Genomic DNA, 19,876 nt, shown 5'->3' on the forward strand with positions numbered 1-19,876 from the left:
CGCATTTCTTCCCTTTTGTCGCCTGAGAATCTGTTGCAAGAAACCTGCCTGATTGGTCAGTTAATGAGATTGGCGTCGGCACAGCGCCTGTATTTGCGACTATTGACCCGTTCGAGCGGGCCTCGACGGAAGGGCTCAAAAAATTGTGTACAATCTGCCGACGAAATGTCTTAATAACGGCATTCCCGCCCATCGCAGGTTCCTTGCCCTGCGAATGGCTGTGTATTTTTTGCCCACAGATTGAACAAGAGGCGACAAGCAATGGGACGTTTGACTACACACGTACTGGATGCAGCTCACGGCTGCCCGGGCAGCGCGATCAAGGTCGAGCTGTACCGTGTCGAAGGCCAGCAGCTTGAGCTGGTGAACACTGCCCTGACCAACAGCGATGGCCGCGTCGATGCGCCGCTGTTGCAGGGTGACGATTACCGTACTGGCGTTTACCAGCTGCAGTTCAGTGCTGGCGCCTACTACCGTGCTCGCGGCGTACAACTGCCGGAGCCGGCGTTTCTGGATGTTGTTGTGCTGCGCTTTGGCATCGACGAGAAGCAGGAGCACTACCATGTGCCGCTGCTGATCTCGCCGTATAGCTATTCGACCTATCGCGGGAGCTAGTTGGTCGCTAGAAGAATCTTCGTAGGTCCTTGGCCCGCTCTCACACTGGCGGGCTTTTTTTCGTCTGCTGTTTTGTGTTCTCTCCACTGGCTTGATCGCCGGCAAGCAGGCTCCCACAAAAGGTACGGCGCCGGCCTTATCGAATGGCATCCAAGCGATTTCGCCACTCTCCCGGGCACTGACCTATTCAACTTCTAAAGCTGACGCCACTCCAGTAGAAGCCGGCTTGCCGGCGATGAGGGCGGTGCTAACAGCACAAAAAGGGCGCCGAAGCGCCCTGTTCTGGTGCAATTGTCAGCTCAGAGGAACACGAACTTGGCAATGAAGATCGCGCACAGCACCCACAGGCTGGCCGAAATCTCTTTGTACCTGCCGGTACCGGCCTTCAGCGCCACATAGGTGATGAAGCCCATGGCAATACCGTCTGCCACCGAGAAGGTCAGCGGCATCATGATCACCGTGACGATCGCCGGGATGCTGTCGGTGGCTTCATCCCAATGGATGTGCGCCATGCTGCCCATCATCAGCATGGCCACGTAAATCAGTGCACCTGCAGTCGCGTAGGCTGGAATCATCCCGGCCAGCGGTGCAAAGAACATCGCCGCCACGAACAGCAGGCCAACCACCACCGCGGTCAGGCCAGTGCGGCCACCTGCGGCAACACCCGCGGCACTTTCTACATAGCTGGTTACCGGCGGCACCCCAACCACGGCACCGAACACGCTGGATGCGCTGTCCGCCTTCAATGCCTTCGACAGGCCTTCGATGCGGCCGTCCGGTGCCACCAGGTTGGCCCGCTGGGCGACGCCCATCAAGGTGCCGGCGGTGTCGAACATGTGCACGAAGAGGAACGCCAGCACCACGCTGATCATGCTCACGTTGAACACGCCGGCCACGTCCATGGCCATCCAGGTGGGGGCCAGGCTCGGCGGCATCGACATCACGCCGCCAAATTTCACCAGGCCCAGGCCCCAGCCTGCCAGAGTGACGCCGATGATGCTGATCAGGATGGCGCCGAACACGCGTTTGTAGCTGAGGATGGCAATCGACAGGAAGCACAGGGCCGCCAGTAGTGGGCCTGGTTCATGCATTGAGCCCAGCTTGATCAGCGTGGCCGGGCTGTCGACGATGATGCCTGCGGTCTTGAGGCCGATCAGCCCGAGAAACAATCCGACGCCGGCCCCCATGGCATGTCGCAGGCTTACCGGGATGCTGTTGAGCAGCCACTCGCGGACCTTGGACAGGGTCAGGAACATGAACAGCACACCCGATACGAATACCGCGCCCAGCGCTGTCTCCCAGTTGTAGCCCATGGTCCCGACCACGGTGTAGGTGAAAAACGCGTTGAGGCCCATGCCCGGCGCCAGGCCCACCGGCCAGTTGGCGTACAGGCCCATCAGCAGGCAGCCCAGTGCTGCGGCAATGCAGGTGGCGACGAATGCTGCGCCGTGATCGATGCCGGCGTCAGCCATGATGTTGGGATTGACGAAGATGATGTACGCCATGGTGATGAAGGTGGTCACCCCGGCGATCATTTCGGTTTTGACGGTACTGCCGTGTTGCTTGAGTTTGAAAATCCGCTCCAGCCAGCTCGTTTCGAGCGGCGGAGCGAGATCCAGCGTAGGTGCGTCGGATTTGCGGCTTTCCACAGCGGTACTCCTCAAGTCTTTCTTGTTGTTCTTGGAGCCAGTGACCTGCGCAATGCACTTGGTGGCTCCGCGAGGGATGGCAGACGTCTGACGCCGCTTTGTTGACTTACGGGTCAAGAAGTTGCTCGATGGATTATGCTTTTGTGTACAAAGAAAGCAAATAATGTTTTATCTTTTGTGCGCACAATATGCCGCGCATCGGCTATATAGCTAAAAGCCCACCTGCAGAAACGGCTCAGCCTGTGTACAATGCCGCCATACTTTCCTTCGTGCCTCGAGAGCCCATGAACGAACAGCTGCAACCTCTGAAGAAACCTGCACGTACCGGCAAGGCTGGCCGCAGCGGTACCCAGGACGATATCGTCTATGCGCATATCTTCGAGGCGATCCTCGAGCAGCGACTCGCACCGGGCACCAAGTTGAGCGAGGAAGCGCTGGGCGAGATATTCGGCGTCAGCCGTACCATCATCCGTCGTGCCTTGTCGCGCCTGGCCCACGAAAGCGTTGTGCTGCTGCGGCCCAACCGCGGTGCCGTGGTGGCTAGCCCGACGGTCGAAGAGGCGCGCCAGGTGTTCTTCTCCCGGCGCATGGTCGAACGCGCCATCACCGAACTGGCCGTACAGCACGCCACCCTCGAGCAGCTCAACGAACTGCGGCACATGGTGCGTGAAGAGCGTGACAGCTTCTCGCGGGGCGACCGTGGTGCAGGCATCCGGCTGTCCGGCGAGTTTCACCTGAAGCTGGCTGAGGCGGCCGGCAATGCCCCGCTGGTCAGCTTCCAGCGCAGCCTGGTGTCGCAGACGTCGCTGATCATTGCCCAGTACGAAAGCGGCAACCGCTCGCACTGCTCTTACGACGAGCACATGCAACTGATCGATGCCATCGAGGCGCGTGATGCCGAGCAGGCGGTCAGCCTGATGATGCATCACATGGACCATATCGACAGCAAGCTCAACCTGGACGAGGAGAGTGCCTCGGACGATCTGCATGCGGTGTTTTCGCATCTGCTGAAAAAACCCAAGGTTTCGCTCAAGGGTTGATCGTTTGCCTGGCTGAATGAGTGGCCATAAACCAAACGTCTGCTAGATTCTTGTGAGCAAACCTTCATCAAGTAGTTGGGCTTGCGCAGTCTCCTGCGTTCAACTACATGAGGAAAGGTTCATGTCGACGTCTTTGGGTGTGCGCATGGGAGCCGAGCTGATCGGCACCTTCTGGTTGGTACTCGGCGGCTGCGGCAGTGCGGTAATCGCAGCCAGCTCTCCCCTCGGCATCGGCGTTCTCGGTGTCGCCTTCGCTTTCGGTCTTACCGTGCTGACGATGGCATTCGCCATCGGCCACATCTCCGGTTGTCATCTGAACCCTGCCGTTTCCTTCGGGTTGGTAGTGGGCGGGCGTTTTCCGGCCAAAGAGTTGCTGCCTTACGTCATCGCTCAGGTGATCGGTGCGATCTGCGCGGCAGCGGTGATCTACTTCATCGCCAGTGGCAAGGCCGGCTTCGAGCTGTCGGCGGGCCTGGCGTCCAACGGCTATGCCGACCACTCGCCAGGCGGTTACTCGCTGGGCGCAGGTTTTGTCAGTGAAGTGGTGATGACGGCGATGTTCCTGGTGGTGATCATGGGCGCAACCGACGCTCGGGCCCCGGCGGGTTTTGCACCTATCGCCATCGGCCTGGCCCTGACCCTGATCCACCTGATCTCGATCCCTGTGACCAATACCTCGGTCAACCCCGCGCGCAGCACGGGGCCGGCGCTGTTCGTCGGTGGCTGGGCCTTGCAGCAGCTGTGGCTGTTCTGGCTGGCGCCGCTGATCGGGGCAGCGATCGGCGGCGCACTTTACCGGGGCCTGGCGAAAGCGCCTTAGCGCTGGTGCACGCAGCGCCCGGCGGCGTAGGTTTCGCGCACGGTGCGATCATCGCCCAGGGTGGTGAGCACGAACAGGGTCTCTTCGATGCTGCCTGACTGCTGGATACGGTAGTCAAGCAGCGGCGTGGCCTTGTAGTCGAGCACCACGAAGTCGGCATCGTTGCCGGGGCGCAGGCTGCCGATCCGGTCATCCAGGCGCAGCGCACGGGCACCGCCCAGGGTGGCCAGGTACAGCGACTTGTAGGGGTGCAGGCGCGCGCCTTGCAGCTGCATGACCTTGTACGCCTCGTTCAGGGTATTGAGCAGCGAGAAGCTGGTGCCGGCGCCGACGTCGGTACCCAGGCCAACGTTTACCTTGAAGCGTTCGGCCTGGGGCAGGTTGAACAGGCCGCTGCCCAGGAACAGGTTCGAGGTCGGGCAGAAGGCGATCGCCGAGCCCGTCTCGGACAGGCGCTGGCATTCGTCGTCGCACAGGTGCACGCCGTGGGCGAAAACGGAGCGCTCGCCGAGCAGTTCGAAGTGGTCGTAGACGTCCAGGTAACCTTTCTGCTCAGGGAACAGTTCCTTGACCCAGTCGATTTCCTTGAGGTTCTCGGACAGGTGGGTGTGCATGTAGACGCCCGGGTGCTCCTTGAGCAACTGCCCGGCAAGCTTCAATTGCTGCGCGGTGCTGGTGGGCGCGAAGCGCGGGGTTACCGCGTAGTGCAGGCGGCCCTTGCCGTGCCAGCGCTCGATCAGCGCCTTGCTGTCGGTGTAGCTGGTTTCGGCGGTATCGGTCAGGTAGTCGGGGGCGTTGCGGTCCATCATCACCTTGCCGGCGATCATGCGCAGGTCCAGGCGCTCGGCCTCCTCGAACAGTGCATTGACCGACTGCGGGTGCACACTGCCGAACACCAGCGCAGTGGTGGTGCCGTTGCGCAGCAGTTCCTTGAGGAAGATCTTCGCCACTTTGTCGGCGTGATCCTTGTCGGCGAACTGCTTTTCACAGGGGAAGGTATAGGTGTTGAGCCAGTCCAGCAGTTGCTCGCCGTAGGAACCGATCATGCCGGTCTGCGGGAAGTGAATGTGGGTGTCGATGAAGCCCGGGGTGATCAGGGCGTCCTGGTAATGCACCACTTCGATGTCGGCATCCAGCGTCGGCAGCAGTTCGCTGGCATGACCCAATGCACTGATGCGACCCTCGTCGATCACCAGCAGGCCGTCCTCGTAGTACTCATGGGAGGCGTCCAGGCCCACCTCGGCCGGGTCGGCGATGCTGTGCAGGATGGCGGCACGGTAGGCTTTGCGGGTAACGGTCATAACTCACTCGTCAATTGGCTTGGCTGCGCCGGGAGGGCGGCAGCAACTGGGCGATGGGGCCCGCATTGACGCCAGCGTCATGCTGGCCAAAGCAGGCGTTGTAGGTGGCAATGATTTCGCCGGCGATGGACACGGCGATCTCGATCGGCAGCTTGCCCTTGACCTCGGCGATGCCCATCGGGCAACGCATGCGCGCCATCACGGCCTCGTCAAAGCCGCGCTCGCGCAGGCGGTGTTCGAACTTGACCCGTTTGGTCTTCGAGCCGATCAGGCCGAACCAGGTGAAATCGTTGCGCTTGAGAATGGCGGCGGTCAGCTCCAGGTCGAGCTGGTGGTTGTGGGTCATGACGATGCAGTAGCAACCGGCTGGCAGCTCGGCCACTTCGTCGACCGGCTCTTCGCTGACCACCTTGGTCACCCCGTTGGGGATGAGCTCGGGGAATTCCTGTTCACGCGAATCGATCCAGCGCACCCGGCAGGGCAGGGCGGCGAGCAAGGGTACCAGAGCCCGGCCGACATGGCCCGCGCCGAACACGGCGATTTGCGCCTGCACAGCGGTCATGGGCTCGAACAGCAGCACGGTGACGCCGCCACAGCACTGTCCGAGGCTGGCGCCGAGGCTGAAGCGCTCCAGGTGCGGCGTGGTGCGGTGTTCTTCGAGCATTGCCCGGGCAATGTGCAGCGCCTTGAATTCCAGGTGGCCGCCGCCGATGGTGTCATACAGGGCTGTGGCACTGACGACCATTTTCGAGCCGGCATTGCGCGGGGTCGAGCCGCGCTCCTCGATGATGGTCACCAGTACGCAGGGTTCGCCGCGGGCCTGGTGGTCGGCGAGGGCGTTGATCCATTGGTGCATGATTCAAAATCCTCTATGGGCGACTCGGTGCTGTGGTAGGAGCGGCCTTGTGTCGCGAAAGGGCTGCGCAGCGGCCCCAAGATCTGTGCAGCAATAAAGATTCTTGGGGCCGCTGCGCGACCCTTTCGCGACACAAGGCCGCTCCTACACAGGTCTGCGGCGTCAGTGAGTGGAGGTTTCCAGTTCCTGCAAGGCAGGCTGCGCGGCAGTTACTTGCTTGCGCATCTGCTCGCACCCCCACAGCACCCGCTCCGGTGTCGCCGGTGCGTCGATGTTCGGTTGCAGCCGGTAATCGGCAATGCTGGCCACGGCATCCTTGATCGCGCACCAGGCGGCGATGCCGAGCATGAACGGTGGCTCGCCAACCGCCTTGGAGTGGAACACGGTGTCTTCCGGGTTCTTGCGGTTTTCCACCAGTTTCACCCGCAGGTCCAGCGGCATGTCGGCCACGGCCGGGATCTTGTAGCTGGCCGGGCCATTGGTCATCAGCTTGCCCTTGGCATTCCACACCAGCTCTTCGGTGGTCAGCCAACCCATGCCCTGGATGAAACCGCCTTCCACCTGGCCAATGTCGATGGCCGGGTTCAGCGAATCGCCGACGTCGTGCAGGATGTCGGCGCGCAACATCTTGTACTCGCCGGTCAGGGTATCGACGACCACTTCCACGCAGGCGGCGCCGAAGGCGAAGTAGTAGAACGGCCGGCCGCGTGCCTGGCTGCGGTCATAGAAGATCTTCGGCGTGCGGTAGAAGCCGGTACTCGACAGCGACACCTGGGCGAAGTATGCCTGCTGCACCAGTTGTTCGAAGCTGACGATCTGGTCGCGCACGCGCACATGGCCGTTGCGGAACTCGACGTCCTCCTCGGTAACCTGATAATGCCGCGCGGCGAACTCGGTCAGGCGCTTTTTGAGAATCTCGGCGGCATTCTGCGCCGCTTTGCCGTTCAGGTCGGCGCCGCTGGATGCCGCCGTTGGCGAGGTGTTGGGCACCTTGTCGGTATTGGTGGCGGTGATCTGGATGCGGCTGAAATCAACCTGGAAAATCTGTGCAACGACCTGGGCCACCTTGGTGTTCAGGCCCTGGCCCATCTCGGTGCCGCCGTGGTTCAGGTGGATGCTGCCATCGGTGTAGATATGAATCAGCGCGCCGGCCTGGTTGAGGAAGGTGGCGGTGAACGAGATGCCGAACTTGACCGGGGTCAGCGCCAGGCCTTTCTTGAGGACCGGGCTGTTGGCGTTGAAGCGGCGGATCGATTCGCGGCGTTCTGCGTAGTCGCTGCTGGCTTCCAGCTCGGCCGTCATCTCCTCGAGCATGTTGTGCTCGACGGTCTGGTAATAGTGGGTGACGTTGCGCTCGGTCTTACCGTAGTAGTTGGCCTTGCGCACTGCCAGCGGGTCACGGCCCAGGTGGCGGGCGATGTGGTCCATCACCTGCTCGATGGCAACCATGCCTTGTGGGCCGCCGAAGCCGCGGTAGGCGGTGTTGGAGGCGGTGTTGGTCTTGCAGCGGTGGCCGTGCACGGTGGCATCGCCCAGGTAGTAGGCGTTGTCGGAGTGGAACATGGCACGGTCGACGATCGAGCCGGAAAGGTCGGGCGAGTAGCCGCAGTTGCCGGCCAGGTCCATGTTGATGCCTTGCAGGCGCCCGTCGTCATCGAAGCCGACGTCGTACTCGACATAGAAGGGGTGGCGCTTGCCGGTCATCATCATGTCTTCGACGCGCGGCAGGCGCATCTTGGTCGGTTGGCCGGTCAGGCGTGCGATCACCGCGCACAGGCAGGCCGGGCTGGCGGCCTGGGTTTCCTTGCCGCCGAAGCCGCCGCCCATGCGGCGCATGTCGAGCACCACCTTGTTCATCGGCACGTCGAGCACTTCGGCGACCAGCTTCTGCACTTCGGTAGGGTTTTGCGTGGAGCAGAAGACGATCATGCCGCCGTCTTCGGTGGGCATCACCGAGGAAATCTGCGTCTCCAGGTAGAAATGCTCCTGGCCGCCGATATGCAGGGTGCCCTGCAGGCGGTGCGGGGCGCTGGCCAGGGCGGTGGCCGAATCACCGCGCTGGTGGGTGTGGCTGTCGAGTACGAAGTGCTTCTTGCGCAATGCCTCGACCACGTCCAGTACCGGCTCCAGGTCTTCGTATTCGATGATCGCCGCCATTGCTGCACGGCGCGCGGTGTCCAGGTCGCGCGCGGCCACGGCGAGCACCGGCTGGCCGAAGAACTCGACCTTGTCGATGGCCAGCAACGGGTCACCGGCCACCACCGGGCCGATGTCCTTCAGGCCAGGAATGTCCTCGTGGGTGATGGCGATGCGCACCCCTTCGAAGGCATAGCAAGGCGTGGTATCGATGCGCAGGATGCGTGCGTGGGCACGGTCGGCGGTGCGCGCATAGACGTGCAACTGGTTGGGGAATTCCAGGCGGTCGTCGATGTACACCGCTTCACCTGCCACGTGCTTGTCGGCGCTGTCGTGCTTGACGCTGCGGCCGACCCCGGTGGTCAGGTCCTGGCTGAACAGTTCGGCCATCTCGGCCTGGCTCTTGACGGCGTGATGGTTAGACATAGTCGGTCACCCGGGTTTCGATGTGCGGCGTTTGCTGTTCGATGAAGTACTTGCGCAGCAGGTTCTGCGCGGCCAGCAGGCGGTATTCCTTGCTGGCGCGGAAGTCGCTGAGCGGGGTGAAGTCCTCGGCCAGGGCCTGGCAGGCGCGCTCCAGGCTCGCCTGGTTCCAGGGCTTGCCGCGCAGGGCTGCTTCACAGGCGCGGGCACGTTTGGGGATCGCGGCCATGCCACCGAAGGCAATGCGCACCCCGCTGACCACGCCGTCTTCGATGCTCAGGTTGAAGGCGCCGCACACGGCCGAGATATCGTCATCCAGACGCTTGGAGACTTTATAGGCACGGAAGGCCCAGTCATTGCTGGCTCGCGGTACGATGATCTTCTCGATGAATTCGCTGTCCTGGCGGGCAGTGATGCGGTAGTCGATGAAGTAGTCCTCCAGCGGCATCGTGCGCTGGCGGTCGCCCTGGCGCAGCACGATCTGTGCATCGAGGGCGATCAGCAAGGGCGGTGAGTCGCCGATTGGCGAGGCGTTGCCGATGTTGCCGCCCAGGGTGCCCTGGTTGCGGATCTGCAGCGAAGCGAAGCGGTGCAGCAGGTCGCCGAAATCGGGGTATTCCTCATTGAGCGCGCCGTAGCAATCGGTGAGCGGCGTGGCGGCGCCGATTTCCAGGTGGCTGGCGGTCTTGTCGATGCGTTTGAGTTCGGCCACGTGGCCGACATAGATCATGACCGGCAAGGTCTTGTGGAATTGGGTGACTTCCAGCGCCAGGTCGGTGCCGCCTGCCAGCAAGCGCGCTTCGGGGTGCGAGCTGTACAGGTCGGCGAGGTCGGCCACGGTCAGCGGCACCAGGCAGCGCTTGTCGCCGCTGTTGAGCTCGCCGGTCTGGGTTGGTGTGATGGCTTTCAGGCGGCTGATGGTCAGTGCTTGTTGCGCGTCGAACTGATCGCGGCAGGGTTGGCGGCAGCTCTGTTCGGCAGCATCGAGAATCGGGCGGTAGCCGGTGCAGCGGCACAGGTTGCCCGCCAGCGCCTCCTGGGCCTGATGCAGGTCGTGGCCCTGGCTGTTTTTCTGCAGGGCGAACAGCGACATGACGAAGCCTGGGGTACAGAAGCCGCATTGCGAGCCGTGGCAGTCGGCCATGGCTTGTTGCACGCTGTGCAGTTCGCCCTGGTGCTTGAGGCCCTCGACGCTGATCAGTTGCTTGCCGTGCAGCGACGAAACGAAGGTCAGGCAGGAGTTGAGGCTGCGGTAGCGCAGGCTGTCCTGGCCTTTGTCATCCTGGGTCAGCTCGCCGACCACCACGGTGCAGGCGCCGCAGTCGCCGCTGGCGCAGCCTTCTTTGGTGCCGGGTTTGCCCAGGTGCTCACGCAGGTACTGCAGCACCGTCATGTTCGGGTCCAGGGCGTGCTCGCTGCGCAGCTCCTGGTTGACGAGAAACTGGATCACGGGGATGGCCTCGCAATGGTTTTATTGTTGTTGAGCGGACAATAAGCAGAGCTGACACGCTGGTCAATAATTTTCTGACTTAAGGGTCAAGAAATTCTCCGCGCGGTAGTCTGGCCGCCCAGCCTGCCCATATACAAAGCATAGATCGGGCCGCCTTGACCGTTGTCTGGCGGCTCAAATAAAGGCTGCCGCCCCTCTGCGCGACTGCTGGCCAAGTGCGCTACAATCGCCCACTTGTGCCCAGTTCAATGATTTTGAAGGAAAACCATGACGTTCAAGGCGCCGGACAGCCTCTCCGAGCAGATTGCCGACTACCTGGCCGAACGCATCATCCGCGGCGAGCTTGAGCCGGGTGAGCGCATCCAGGAGCAGAAGGTCACCCAGGCGTTGAATGTCAGCCGCGGCTCGGTGCGTGAAGCGTTGTTGATCCTCGAGCGTCGTCATCTGGTTGCGATCCTGCCGCGCCGCGGCGCCCATGTGACCAGGCTCGACGAACGCAGCGTGCGCAGCCTGTGCGCCCTCATGGGCGAGTTCTACATTCTGCTGGGTAACGCCGTTGCGCAGAAATGGCGCACCGACGCAGACCTGCGCCCGTTCCTGGACATCCAGCAACGCCTGCAGCAGGCCCGTGAACAAGGTGACATCAAGGCCTTCGTCGCCGACAGTTTTGCCGTGATGCGCGCCGCCTATCCGTTTGCCGACAATCCTTACCTGCAGGAAACCGTCGAAAACCTGCAGCCGGCCATGAGCCGGGCCTATTATCTGGCCCTCGACCAGCGCCAGGCCAACATGCTCGATTACCTTGACCTGTTCGCCCACCTGCTCGACGCCGTGGTCGCCCGTGATCTGCCGCGCATCCGCGAGGTACTCACCGCCTATTGCCAGCGCAGTTGCGAGCTGGTGCTGGCGGCGCTGGCCCGAGGCTGACCGATGCGCCTGAAGTGCATTCGCCTGGCCGGGTTCAAGTCGTTCGTCGACCCGACCACCGTCAACTTCCCCAGCAACATGGCGGCCGTGGTCGGGCCCAATGGCTGCGGCAAGTCCAACATCATCGATGCGGTGCGCTGGGTGATGGGCGAAAGCTCGGCGAAGAACCTGCGTGGCGAGTCGATGACCGATGTCATCTTCAACGGCTCCACCAGCCGCAAACCGGTCAGCCAGGCCAGCATCGAGCTGATCTTCGACAACAGCGAGACCACGCTGCTGGGCGAATATGCCGCCTATGCGGAAATCTCCATCCGCCGCAAGGTCACCCGTGACGGGCAGAACACCTATTACCTGAACGGCACCAAATGCCGCCGCCGCGACATCACCGACATCTTCCTCGGCACCGGCCTGGGCCCGCGCAGCTACTCGATCATCGAACAGGGCATGATCTCCAAGCTGATCGAGGCCAAGCCCGAGGAGCTGCGCAACTTCATCGAAGAGGCGGCGGGCATCTCCAAGTACAAGGAGCGCCGCCGCGAGACCGAAAGCCGCATCCGCCGCACCCAGGAGAACCTGGCGCGCCTGACCGACCTGCGCGATGAGCTCGAGCGCCAGCTCGAACGCCTGCACCGCCAGGCGCAGGCCGCTGAGAAATACCGTGAGTACAAGGCCCAGGAACGGCAGCTCAAAGCACGCTTGGCGGCGCTGCGCTGGCGTGACCTGGATGAACGCGTACGCCAGCGCGAGTCGGTGATTGGCGATCAGGATGTGGCCCATGAGGCGCTGGTTGCCGAACAGCGCAATGCCGATGCGAGCATCGAGCGGCTGCGTGACGGCCATCACGAACTGTCTGAGCGCTTCAACCAGGTGCAGGGGCGCTTCTATTCGGTGGCCGGTGACATTGCCCGGGTCGAGCAGAGCATTCAGCACGGCCAGCAGCGCCTGCGCCAATTGCAGGACGACCTGAAGGAAGCTGAGCGCACGCGCCAGGAAACCGAGTCGCACCTGGGGCATGACCGCACCCTGCTGGCGACTCTCGGTGAAGAGCTGGCGATGCTCGAACCGGAGCAGGAAATGACCTTGGCCGCAGCCGAAGAGGCTGCCGCTGTCCTCGAAGAGGCCGAGTTGGGCATGCATGGCTGGCAGGAGCAGTGGGACAGCTTCAACACCCGCTCCGCCGAGCCCCGGCGCCAGGCCGAAGTGCAGCAGTCGCGTCTGCAGCAGCTTGAAGCCAGCCTGGAGCGCATGGCCGAGCGCCAGCGCAAGTTGGGCGAGGAGCGCGACCAGTTGGGCGCTGACCCGCAGGACAGCGCCATGCTTGAGCTGGCCGAGCAGCTGGCTGCCAGCGAGATATTGCTTGAAGAGCTGCAGCTGTCCGAAGAGCAGGTGGTCGAGCGCCTGGAGGGCGTACGCGCGCAATTGCAGCAGGCGACCCAGGCTCAGCAGCAACAGCAAGGCGACTTGCAGCGCCTGGGGGGCCGTCTGGCATCCCTGGAGGCATTGCAACAGGCCGCGCTCGAACCTGGGGCTGGTGCTGCCGACTGGCTTCGCGGTCAAGGCCTGGAGCAGCGGCCGCGCCTGGCACAAGGGCTGCGTGTGGAGCCGGGTTGGGAGCTGGCGGTGGAAACCGTGTTGGGCGCTGACCTGCAGGCCGTGCTGGTGGAGGACTTCACTGGCCTGGATTTTGCCGAGCTGGAGCAAGGCGAGCTGCGTCTGTTGGTGGCGGGGCAGGAAGGTGCACGCCGGCCCGGCAGCTTGCTCGACAAAGTCGAGGGGCACACCGACCTGGCCCCTTGGCTGGCCCAGGTCCGGCCAGTTGAAGACCTGGCTCAAGCCCTCGCTGAACGCGCCGGGCTTGGCGAAGGCCAGAGCCTGGTCAGCCGCGATGGTTATTGGGTTGGTCGGCATTTTTTACGCGTCAGCCGGGGGGGCGAATCCCAGGGTGGGGTGCTGGCGCGGGGCCAGGAAATCGAGCGCCTCGGCCAGGAGCAGCTGGAGCTGGAAGCTACGCTGGAGCAGATGGAGCAACAGCTGCAAGCCTTGCGTGAGCAGCAACTGGACCTGGAAGAGCAGCGCGAGCAGCTACGCCGTCGCACCCAGGAAGAGAGCCGCCAGCATGGCGAGCTCAAGGCCAGCCTTTCGGCAGGCCGGGCCCGTGCCGAACAGGTGGAGCTGCGTCGGCGCCGGCTGCAGGAAGAATTGAGCGAACTTCAGGAGCAGCGCGCTCTGGAGCATGAGCAGCTGGGCGAAGCCCGCCTTGTGCTGCAAGAGGCCCTGGACCTGATGGCCCAGGACACCGAGCAACGCGAACAGTTGATGGCCCGCCGCGATACCCTGCGCGAAGGCCTTGACCGGATCCGCCAGGAAGCTCGCCAGCACAAGGATCACGCCCACCAGTTGGCTGTGCGCCTGGGATCACTGCGCGCCCAGCACGACTCGACCCGCCAGGCACTGGAACGCCTGGAGCTGCAGGCGGCACGCCTGAGCGAGCGGCAGGAGCAGCTGAGCCTGAACCTGGAGGAGGGCGAGGCACCGCTGGAAGAGCTGCGCCTGAAGCTGGAAGAGCTGCTTGAGCGGCGCATGAGCGTCGACGAAGAAATGCGCCAGGCGCGTCTGCACATGGACGAAGCCGATCGCGCCCTGCGCGACGCCGAAAAGCGCCGCACCCAGGCCGAGCAGCAGGCGCAGTTGCTGCGTGGCCAGCTCGAGCAGATGCGCCTGGAGTGCCAGGGGCTGGATGTGCGGCGCAAGACCTTGCAGGAGCAATTGCTGGCTGACGGCTACGATTTGCAGGGTGTGCTTGCCACCGTAGAGGCCGAGGCCAGCGAACAGGGTACCGAGCAGGAGCTGGAACAGATCGACGCCCGTATTCAGCGCCTGGGCGCGATCAACCTGGCCGCGATCGAGGAGTACGAACAACAGTCCGAGCGCAAGCGCTACCTTGATGCCCAGGACGCCGATCTGGTCGAGGCGCTGGACACGCTGGAAAACGTCATCCGCAAGATCGACAAGGAAACCCGCAACCGCTTCAAGGATACCTTTGATCAGATAAATGCCGGATTACAGGCACTTTTCCCAAAAGTTTTCGGTGGTGGCAGCGCTTATCTGGAACTGACGGGCGAAGATCTACTCGATACAGGGGTGACGATCATGGCGCGCCCACCGGGCAAGAAGAACAGCACCATCCATTTGCTGTCCGGCGGCGAGAAGGCACTGACCGCATTGGCGCTGGTGTTTGCCATCTTCAAGTTGAACCCCGCACCGTTCTGCATGCTCGACGAGGTCGATGCGCCGCTGGACGATGCCAACGTCGGCCGGTATGCCCGGTTGGTCAAGGAAATGAGTGAAAGCGTGCAGTTCATCTACATCACCCATAACAAGATTGCCATGGAGATGGCGGATCAATTGATGGGGGTAACCATGCACGAGCCTGGGTGTTCACGTCTTGTTGCAGTGGATGTGGAGGAGGCATTGGCCATGGTCGACGCCTGATGAGCGAAGAGAAGGCGGATTGTGCAGGTAAATGCCCCCGCCATGTGCGACAGACGGTGTAAAGTTGTCTTTGGTCGTGCTAGCTTAATGTCACTCGTTTTTTGCGTGGGTAAAACGCCTGTCAGAACATAGAGTTGGCGCCACGTGTTAAAGGGCTTTGAAGCCTTTGTTTTCAAGCATATTTTTATAGAGGCACGGGATTACATGGAAATCGGTCTGCGCGAGTGGCTGATCCTCATCGGCATCATTGTCATCGCCGGTATTCTTTTCGACGGCTGGCGCCGTATGCGCGGCGGAAAAGGCAAGTTGAAATTCCGTCTGGATCGCAGTTATTCCAACCTCCCGGACGAGGAAGGCAGCGCTGAGGTGCTCGGCCCGTCGCGGGTGCTCGATACCCAGAAGGAACCGGAGCTGGACGAAAGCGACCTGCCGTCGCTCAGTGCGCCGGCGCGTGAACGCGAGCGCGAGCAGAAACCGGCCAAGGCCAGCAAGCGTGGCAAACGTGCCGCTGAACTGCAGCCGCAGGGCGACCTGGACCTGGTGGCCGAGCAGCGCGAGCCCGACCTGTTCGCCGATGCCGATGACGATTTTGCTGGCGACAACAACCGCAACAGTGGTTTTGCTGATGCGGGCAGTGCTGCCAAGGAGCTGCCGCCGGTCGAAGAGGTGCTGGTGATCAGCGTGATCTCCCGCGACGAAGGTGGCTTCAAGGGCCCGGCGCTGCTGCAGAATATTCTTGAAAGCGGTTTGCGCTTCGGTGAAATGGACATTTTCCACCGTCACGAAAGCATGGCCGGTCACGGCGAAGTCCTGTTCTCCATGGCCAACGCGGTCAAACCCGGCATTTTCGACCTGGATGACATCGACCACTTCAGCACCCGTGCGGTGAGCTTCTTCCTCGGTCTGCCAGGGCCGCGTCATCCGAAACAGGCCTTCGATGTGATGGTCGCTGCGGCGCGCAAGTTGGCCCACGAGCTCAATGGCGAGCTCAAGGATGACCAGCGCAGCGTGCTCACCGCCCAGACCATCGAGCATTACCGCCAGCGCATCGTCGAGTTCGAGCGCCGCGCGCTGACCCAGAAACGCTGATGTCATTGAGCGAGCGGACCATGCCCTGGTCTTGCTCGCTTCGTTTCAAGCGCAAGAGCAGCCTGGGGCTAATGCCAGTCAGTTAGCGTTACCAGGGCTGCTTCGCAGCCCATCGCCGGCAAGCCGGCTCCCACAGATACCATGCAGTTCTTGAGGTCTGCGCTGTGCCTGTGGGAGCTGGCTTGCCGGCGATGGCCGCAAAGCGGCCCCAAATCGTTTAACTGACTGGCATTGAGCCTAGGGCTGCTCTTTTGCTTTGCAAGAGAACCTGAAGAATGAACGCCGAATCCCGAATCCACGCACTGCGCGCCGAACTCGACCAGCACAACTACCGCTACTACGTACTCGACGAGCCCAGCGTGCCGGACGCCGAGTACGACCGCCTGTTCAACGAGCTCAAGGCCCTCGAAGCCGAACATCCTCACCTGATCACTCCCGACTCGCCCACTCAACGCGTCGGCGGCGCTGCCCTGGCCGCGTTCAGCCAGGTGCGCCACGAAGTGCCCATGCTCAGCCTGGGCAACGCCTTCGAGGAAGCCGACCTGCGTGAGTTCGGCCGCCGTGTGATGGAGGGCCTCGACCAGCCGGGCGCGGTCGACTACAGCTGCGAGCCCAAGCTCGATGGCCTGGCGGTGAGCCTGCTCTATCGCGATGGCCAACTGGTCCAGGGCGCGACCCGGGGTGACGGCACCACCGGCGAAGACATCAGCGCGAACGTGCGTACCGTGCGCAACATCCCGCTCAAGCTGCAGGGCAAAGGTTGGCCGGCTGTGCTCGAAGTGCGTGGTGAAGTGTTCATGAGCAAGGCGGGTTTCGATCGCCTCAATGCCGCACAGGCCGAAGCCGGGGGCAAGACCTTCGCCAACCCGCGCAACGCAGCTGCCGGCAGCCTGCGCCAGTTGGACTCGAAGATCACCGCCAGCCGCCCGCTGGAATTCTGCTGCTATGGCGTTGGCCAGGTCTCGGCAAGCATTGGCGAGAGCCATATCGGTATCCTCGAGCAGCTCAAGGCATGGGGCTTGCCGATCAGTCGCGAGCTCAGGCATGCGGCTGGTATCGAGGAGTGTCTGGCTTACTACCGCGATATCGGCGAGCGGCGCAACAGCCTGCCGTACGAAATCGATGGGGTGGTGTTCAAGGTCAACAGCCTGGCCTCCCAGCGCGAACTGGGCTTTCGCGCCCGCGAGCCGCGTTGGGCCATCGCCCATAAGTTCCCGGCCATGGAAGAGCTCACCGAGGTGCTGGATGTGGAATTCCAGGTCGGGCGTACCGGTGCGGTCACGCCGGTTGCACGCCTCAAGCCGGTCAAGGTGGCTGGCGTGACCGTGTCCAACGCCACCCTGCACAACATGGACGAGATTGCCCGGCTGGGCCTGCGCATCGGCGATACGGTAATTATCCGCCGTGCCGGTGACGTGATCCCGCAAGTCATGCAGGTGGTGCTTGAACGCCGTCCTGTGGACGCCCGCCCGGTGCAGGTGCCAAGCGCGTGCCCGGTGTGTGGCTCCCAGGTTGAGCGTACTCAGCTGGTCAAGCGTAGCAAGGGCAAGGAAACCACCAGCGAAGGTGCAGTGTACCGTTGTGTCGGCCGCCTGGCCTGTGGTGCCCAGCTCAAACAGGCGATCATTCACTATGTTTCGCGGCGAGCCATGGATATCGACGGCCTGGGCGAGAAGAGCGTCGAGCAGTTGGTGGACGAAGGCCTGATCGGTTCGCCGGCGGACCTCTACAAGCTGCAATTCGACCAGATCGTCGGGCTGGAGGGGTTTGCCGAAGTCTCCAGCAAGAAACTGCTGGATGCCATCGAGGCCAGCAAGCGCCCGAGCCTGGCGCGCTTCATCTATGCCCTGGGCATCCCGGATGTGGGGGAGGAGACCGCCAAGGTACTGGCCCGCTCGCTGGGCAGCCTGGCCCGGGTGCAGCAGGCGTTGCCGCAGGTGCTGACGTACCTGCCGGACATTGGTCTGGAAGTGGCCTACGAGATCCACAACTTCTTTGAAGACGAACACAACTGCAAGGTCATCGAACAGTTGCTCGGTTGCGGCATGCAATTGCAGGACGAAGGTGAGCTGGCTGCCGAATTCGCTGCCAGCACTACCCTGGCCGGGATGATCGCCAAGCTCGACATCGCTTCGGTCGGGCCCACGGGCGCGGAAAAGCTGGTCGCCAAGCTGGACAGCCTGGACAAGATCATCGCGGCCGACGGCATCGACCTGCGTCAGGCGCTGGCAGCGAAACAGGCCGAAGCCGTGCGCGAATTTTTCAAGGACGAGGCCAACCAGAAGCTGGCCAGAGACATCGAAGCCCAGTTGCTGGCGTTCGGCATGCACTGGAACAGCGAAAAGAAGGTCGCCGAGGGCTTGCCCCTGGCTGGTCAGACCTGGGTGCTGACCGGCACGTTGGAGCGCATGAGCCGCGACATCGCCAAAGAGAAGCTGGAAAGCCTGGGGGCCAAGGTGGCCGGTTCGGTGTCGGGCAAGACACACTGCGTGGTCGCTGGCCCTGGCGCCGGTTCCAAGTTGGCCAAGGCCAGTGAGCTGGGGGTCAAGGTGCTGGATGAGGATGCGTTCGTCGTGTTCCTGGGCGAGCAGGGTATTGCCATCTGATTGTCCTGGCCCCATCGCCTGCAAGCCGGCCGCAGGTATTGTGTTGCCCTCAGGCTTGGTGCGGCCCCTGTGGGGGCCGGCTTGCCGGCGATGAGGCCGGGCCAGACATCTCGATCTGGACAAGTCATTGAGAAATGATGACTTTTTCTCCGGTTAAAGGTTGTAACTTCGCCCCAGACCGGTACAATGGCGCGGCTCGCTGCTTGGCGAGCCGCGTAGTGGTGGCCCCATCGGTCCCCCCGCATTGATTACCCGTTAACCTGGTCAGGCCCGGAAGGGAGCAGCCATAGCGGGAACATCGAGTGCCGGGGTGTGGCTGGTGGGGTCGCCTCCATTTATGGGGTTCAAAAACCTCAGCCTGTCACGATACGGCCTTTCCTCTGGCCCGTTTACCTCGCAGCGCCCCTGCTGCTGACAGCTTCATCAAGCGCTGAAATTTCGGACAGGCCAGGTGGTTTTCCTCTGAGCACTGCGCTGCATGCCGCAGCCCCTTGCCAAGTGCCTGCAAGCGTTTGACCTGTGCATCGATTTCGTCCGCCTTGGCCATCAGCCTCTGCCGATCGACCTGCTGGTCCACCAGCATCGCCCCGACTTCATCGAGGGAAAAACCTGCGGCCTGTCCCAAGGCGATCAGTGCCAGCCTGTCCGCAACATCGGCGGCGAACTGGCGCCGCTGGCCACGCCCGGCAAGTGACTCGAGCAGGCCTTTCTTTTCGTAGTAACGCAGTGTCGACGCAGGGACGCCTGTGCGTTTGGCGACATCGGCAATATCCATTGAGGGGCCTTGACTTGAAGTTGACTTCAACTTCTATGCTGCGTGGCAGGTTGCTTAATGTCAATTTCAGAGGGCTGAATCAATGACGCTTGCCATGCTACAAGCTGCTTTGCTGATCGGGGTCGGTGCTACCGTGATCATGGACCTGTGGGGGATGTTGCTGCGGCGCTTGGGTATCGCCACGCTGAACTTCGCCATGGTGGGGCGTTGGGTAGGGCATCTGCTGCGGGGGCGAGTACGGCATCAGGCAATTGCCAGGGCCGAACCGGTGGCGAACGAGCTGATCTGGGGGTGGTTGATCCATTATGGGATTGGTGTGTTGTTTGCGGTGGTGCTGGTAGGGGTGGCCGGCGAGGGCTGGTTACGCGCGCCGACGGTGTGGCCTGCATTGGCGTGGGGTGTGGTGACGGTGGCGGCGCCGCTGTGCTTCATGCAGCCATTGATGGGGGCAGGGTTCTTTGCCGCCAGGACGCCGACGCCTTGGCGTAATTGTCTGAAGAGTTTGGTTACGCACTTGGTATTTGGGATTGGGTTGTACTTGAGTGCCGGTTTTATTTCGGCTCTTTGAAGAAAGTGCTCGGGATTACAGGTGTCCCAGGATCGTGCGCCAGTTACTCAGCTTAGGCGAGCCATGCAGGGTGCAATTTCGGCCCCGCTCCGCTAGCATTAGCGATCTTCCGCTCGATCAGGCTACGAT

At 62.5% G+C, this 19,876-nt stretch carries 15 protein-coding genes and 1 other RNA gene; 9 read left to right on the forward strand and 7 right to left on the reverse strand.

Annotated features, from left to right (window positions below; genetic code table 11):
* On the reverse strand, positions 1–193 hold a 193-nt coding region (locus BLX42_RS26690; RefSeq protein WP_218580302.1), incomplete at its 3' end, for a hypothetical protein.
* A 68-nt stretch (positions 194–261) separates the two neighbouring features.
* On the opposite strand from BLX42_RS26690, the gene uraH reads away from it, so the two are divergent.
* A complete protein-coding gene (uraH, locus tag BLX42_RS03335; RefSeq protein WP_012315443.1) occupies positions 262–615 on the forward strand; it encodes a hydroxyisourate hydrolase in 354 nt (117 codons plus the stop codon).
* 299 nt (positions 616–914) lie between these two features.
* Here uraH and BLX42_RS03340 read toward each other — a convergent pair whose 3' ends face one another.
* Positions 915–2,264, reverse strand: coding sequence for an NCS2 family permease (locus tag BLX42_RS03340; protein WP_012315442.1), 1,350 nt, complete (start codon positions 2,262–2,264; stop codon positions 915–917).
* A 284-nt stretch (positions 2,265–2,548) separates the two neighbouring features.
* Here BLX42_RS03340 and BLX42_RS03345 point away from each other — a divergent pair, with 284 nt between their 5' ends.
* Entirely contained in the window at positions 2,549–3,304 is a 756-nt protein-coding gene (locus BLX42_RS03345; protein WP_046785309.1) for a GntR family transcriptional regulator, read from the forward strand.
* A 121-nt stretch (positions 3,305–3,425) separates the two neighbouring features.
* Positions 3,426–4,124: an aquaporin Z gene (aqpZ, locus tag BLX42_RS03350; RefSeq protein ID WP_046785308.1), complete on the forward strand. Its 699-nt coding sequence runs from the start codon at positions 3,426–3,428 to the stop codon at positions 4,122–4,124.
* Here the strand turns inward: aqpZ and guaD are convergent.
* The 4 genes from guaD to xdhA form a co-directional block, all read right to left on the reverse strand.
* Complete coding sequence (gene guaD / locus BLX42_RS03355) at positions 4,121–5,425, reverse strand: guanine deaminase (protein WP_115274211.1); 1,305 nt, start codon at positions 5,423–5,425, stop codon at positions 4,121–4,123. The genes aqpZ and guaD overlap by 4 nt on opposite strands.
* 10 nt (positions 5,426–5,435) lie before the next feature.
* On the reverse strand, positions 5,436–6,281 hold the full coding sequence (gene xdhC, locus BLX42_RS03360) for a xanthine dehydrogenase accessory protein XdhC (RefSeq protein ID WP_046785306.1): 846 nt from the start codon (positions 6,279–6,281) through the stop codon (positions 5,436–5,438).
* Positions 6,282–6,443: 162 nt separating this feature from the next.
* Positions 6,444–8,843, reverse strand: a complete 2,400-nt coding sequence (gene xdhB, locus BLX42_RS03365; protein WP_046785305.1) for a xanthine dehydrogenase molybdopterin binding subunit — start codon at positions 8,841–8,843, stop codon at positions 6,444–6,446.
* Positions 8,836–10,290 carry a xanthine dehydrogenase small subunit gene (gene xdhA, locus BLX42_RS03370; protein WP_161871142.1) on the reverse strand — a complete coding sequence of 485 codons (1,455 nt, stop codon included), beginning with the start codon at positions 10,288–10,290 and terminating at the stop codon, positions 8,836–8,838. Before xdhA ends, xdhB begins: the two co-directional genes overlap by 8 nt.
* Before the next feature lie 267 nt (positions 10,291–10,557).
* Here xdhA and BLX42_RS03375 point away from each other — a divergent pair, with 267 nt between their 5' ends.
* The 5 genes from BLX42_RS03375 (at position 10,558) to ffs (ending at position 18,729) form a co-directional block, all read left to right on the forward strand.
* Positions 10,558–11,217: a GntR family transcriptional regulator gene (locus tag BLX42_RS03375; protein ID WP_012315435.1), complete on the forward strand. Its 660-nt coding sequence runs from the start codon at positions 10,558–10,560 to the stop codon at positions 11,215–11,217.
* Between the two features lie 3 nt (positions 11,218–11,220).
* Entirely contained in the window at positions 11,221–14,709 is a 3,489-nt protein-coding gene (gene smc, locus BLX42_RS03380; protein WP_161871143.1) for a chromosome segregation protein SMC, read from the forward strand.
* 204 nt (positions 14,710–14,913) lie between these two features.
* Positions 14,914–15,798, forward strand: a complete 885-nt coding sequence (gene zipA, locus BLX42_RS03385) for a cell division protein ZipA (RefSeq protein ID WP_039601674.1) — start codon at positions 14,914–14,916, stop codon at positions 15,796–15,798.
* A 275-nt stretch (positions 15,799–16,073) separates the two neighbouring features.
* A complete protein-coding gene (gene ligA / locus BLX42_RS03390) occupies positions 16,074–18,404 on the forward strand; it encodes an NAD-dependent DNA ligase LigA (RefSeq protein ID WP_161871144.1) in 2,331 nt (776 codons plus the stop codon).
* A 228-nt stretch (positions 18,405–18,632) separates the two neighbouring features.
* An RNA gene (ffs, locus tag BLX42_RS03395) (signal recognition particle sRNA small type) lies at positions 18,633–18,729 on the forward strand.
* Positions 18,730–18,765: 36 nt separating this feature from the next.
* Here ffs and BLX42_RS03400 read toward each other — a convergent pair.
* A complete protein-coding gene (locus tag BLX42_RS03400; protein WP_161871145.1) occupies positions 18,766–19,179 on the reverse strand; it encodes a helix-turn-helix domain-containing protein in 414 nt (137 codons plus the stop codon).
* 82 nt (positions 19,180–19,261) lie between these two features.
* Between BLX42_RS03400 and BLX42_RS03405 the strand changes: the two genes are divergently transcribed.
* On the forward strand, positions 19,262–19,747 hold the full coding sequence (locus tag BLX42_RS03405; RefSeq protein WP_046785300.1) for a DUF2938 domain-containing protein: 486 nt from the start codon (positions 19,262–19,264) through the stop codon (positions 19,745–19,747).
* Positions 19,748–19,876 lie beyond the last annotated feature (129 nt).

This window comes from Pseudomonas sp. SG-MS2, from assembly GCF_009933855.1.
In the GTDB taxonomy this organism is placed as follows: Bacteria; Pseudomonadota; Gammaproteobacteria; order Pseudomonadales; family Pseudomonadaceae; genus Aquipseudomonas; species Aquipseudomonas putida_E.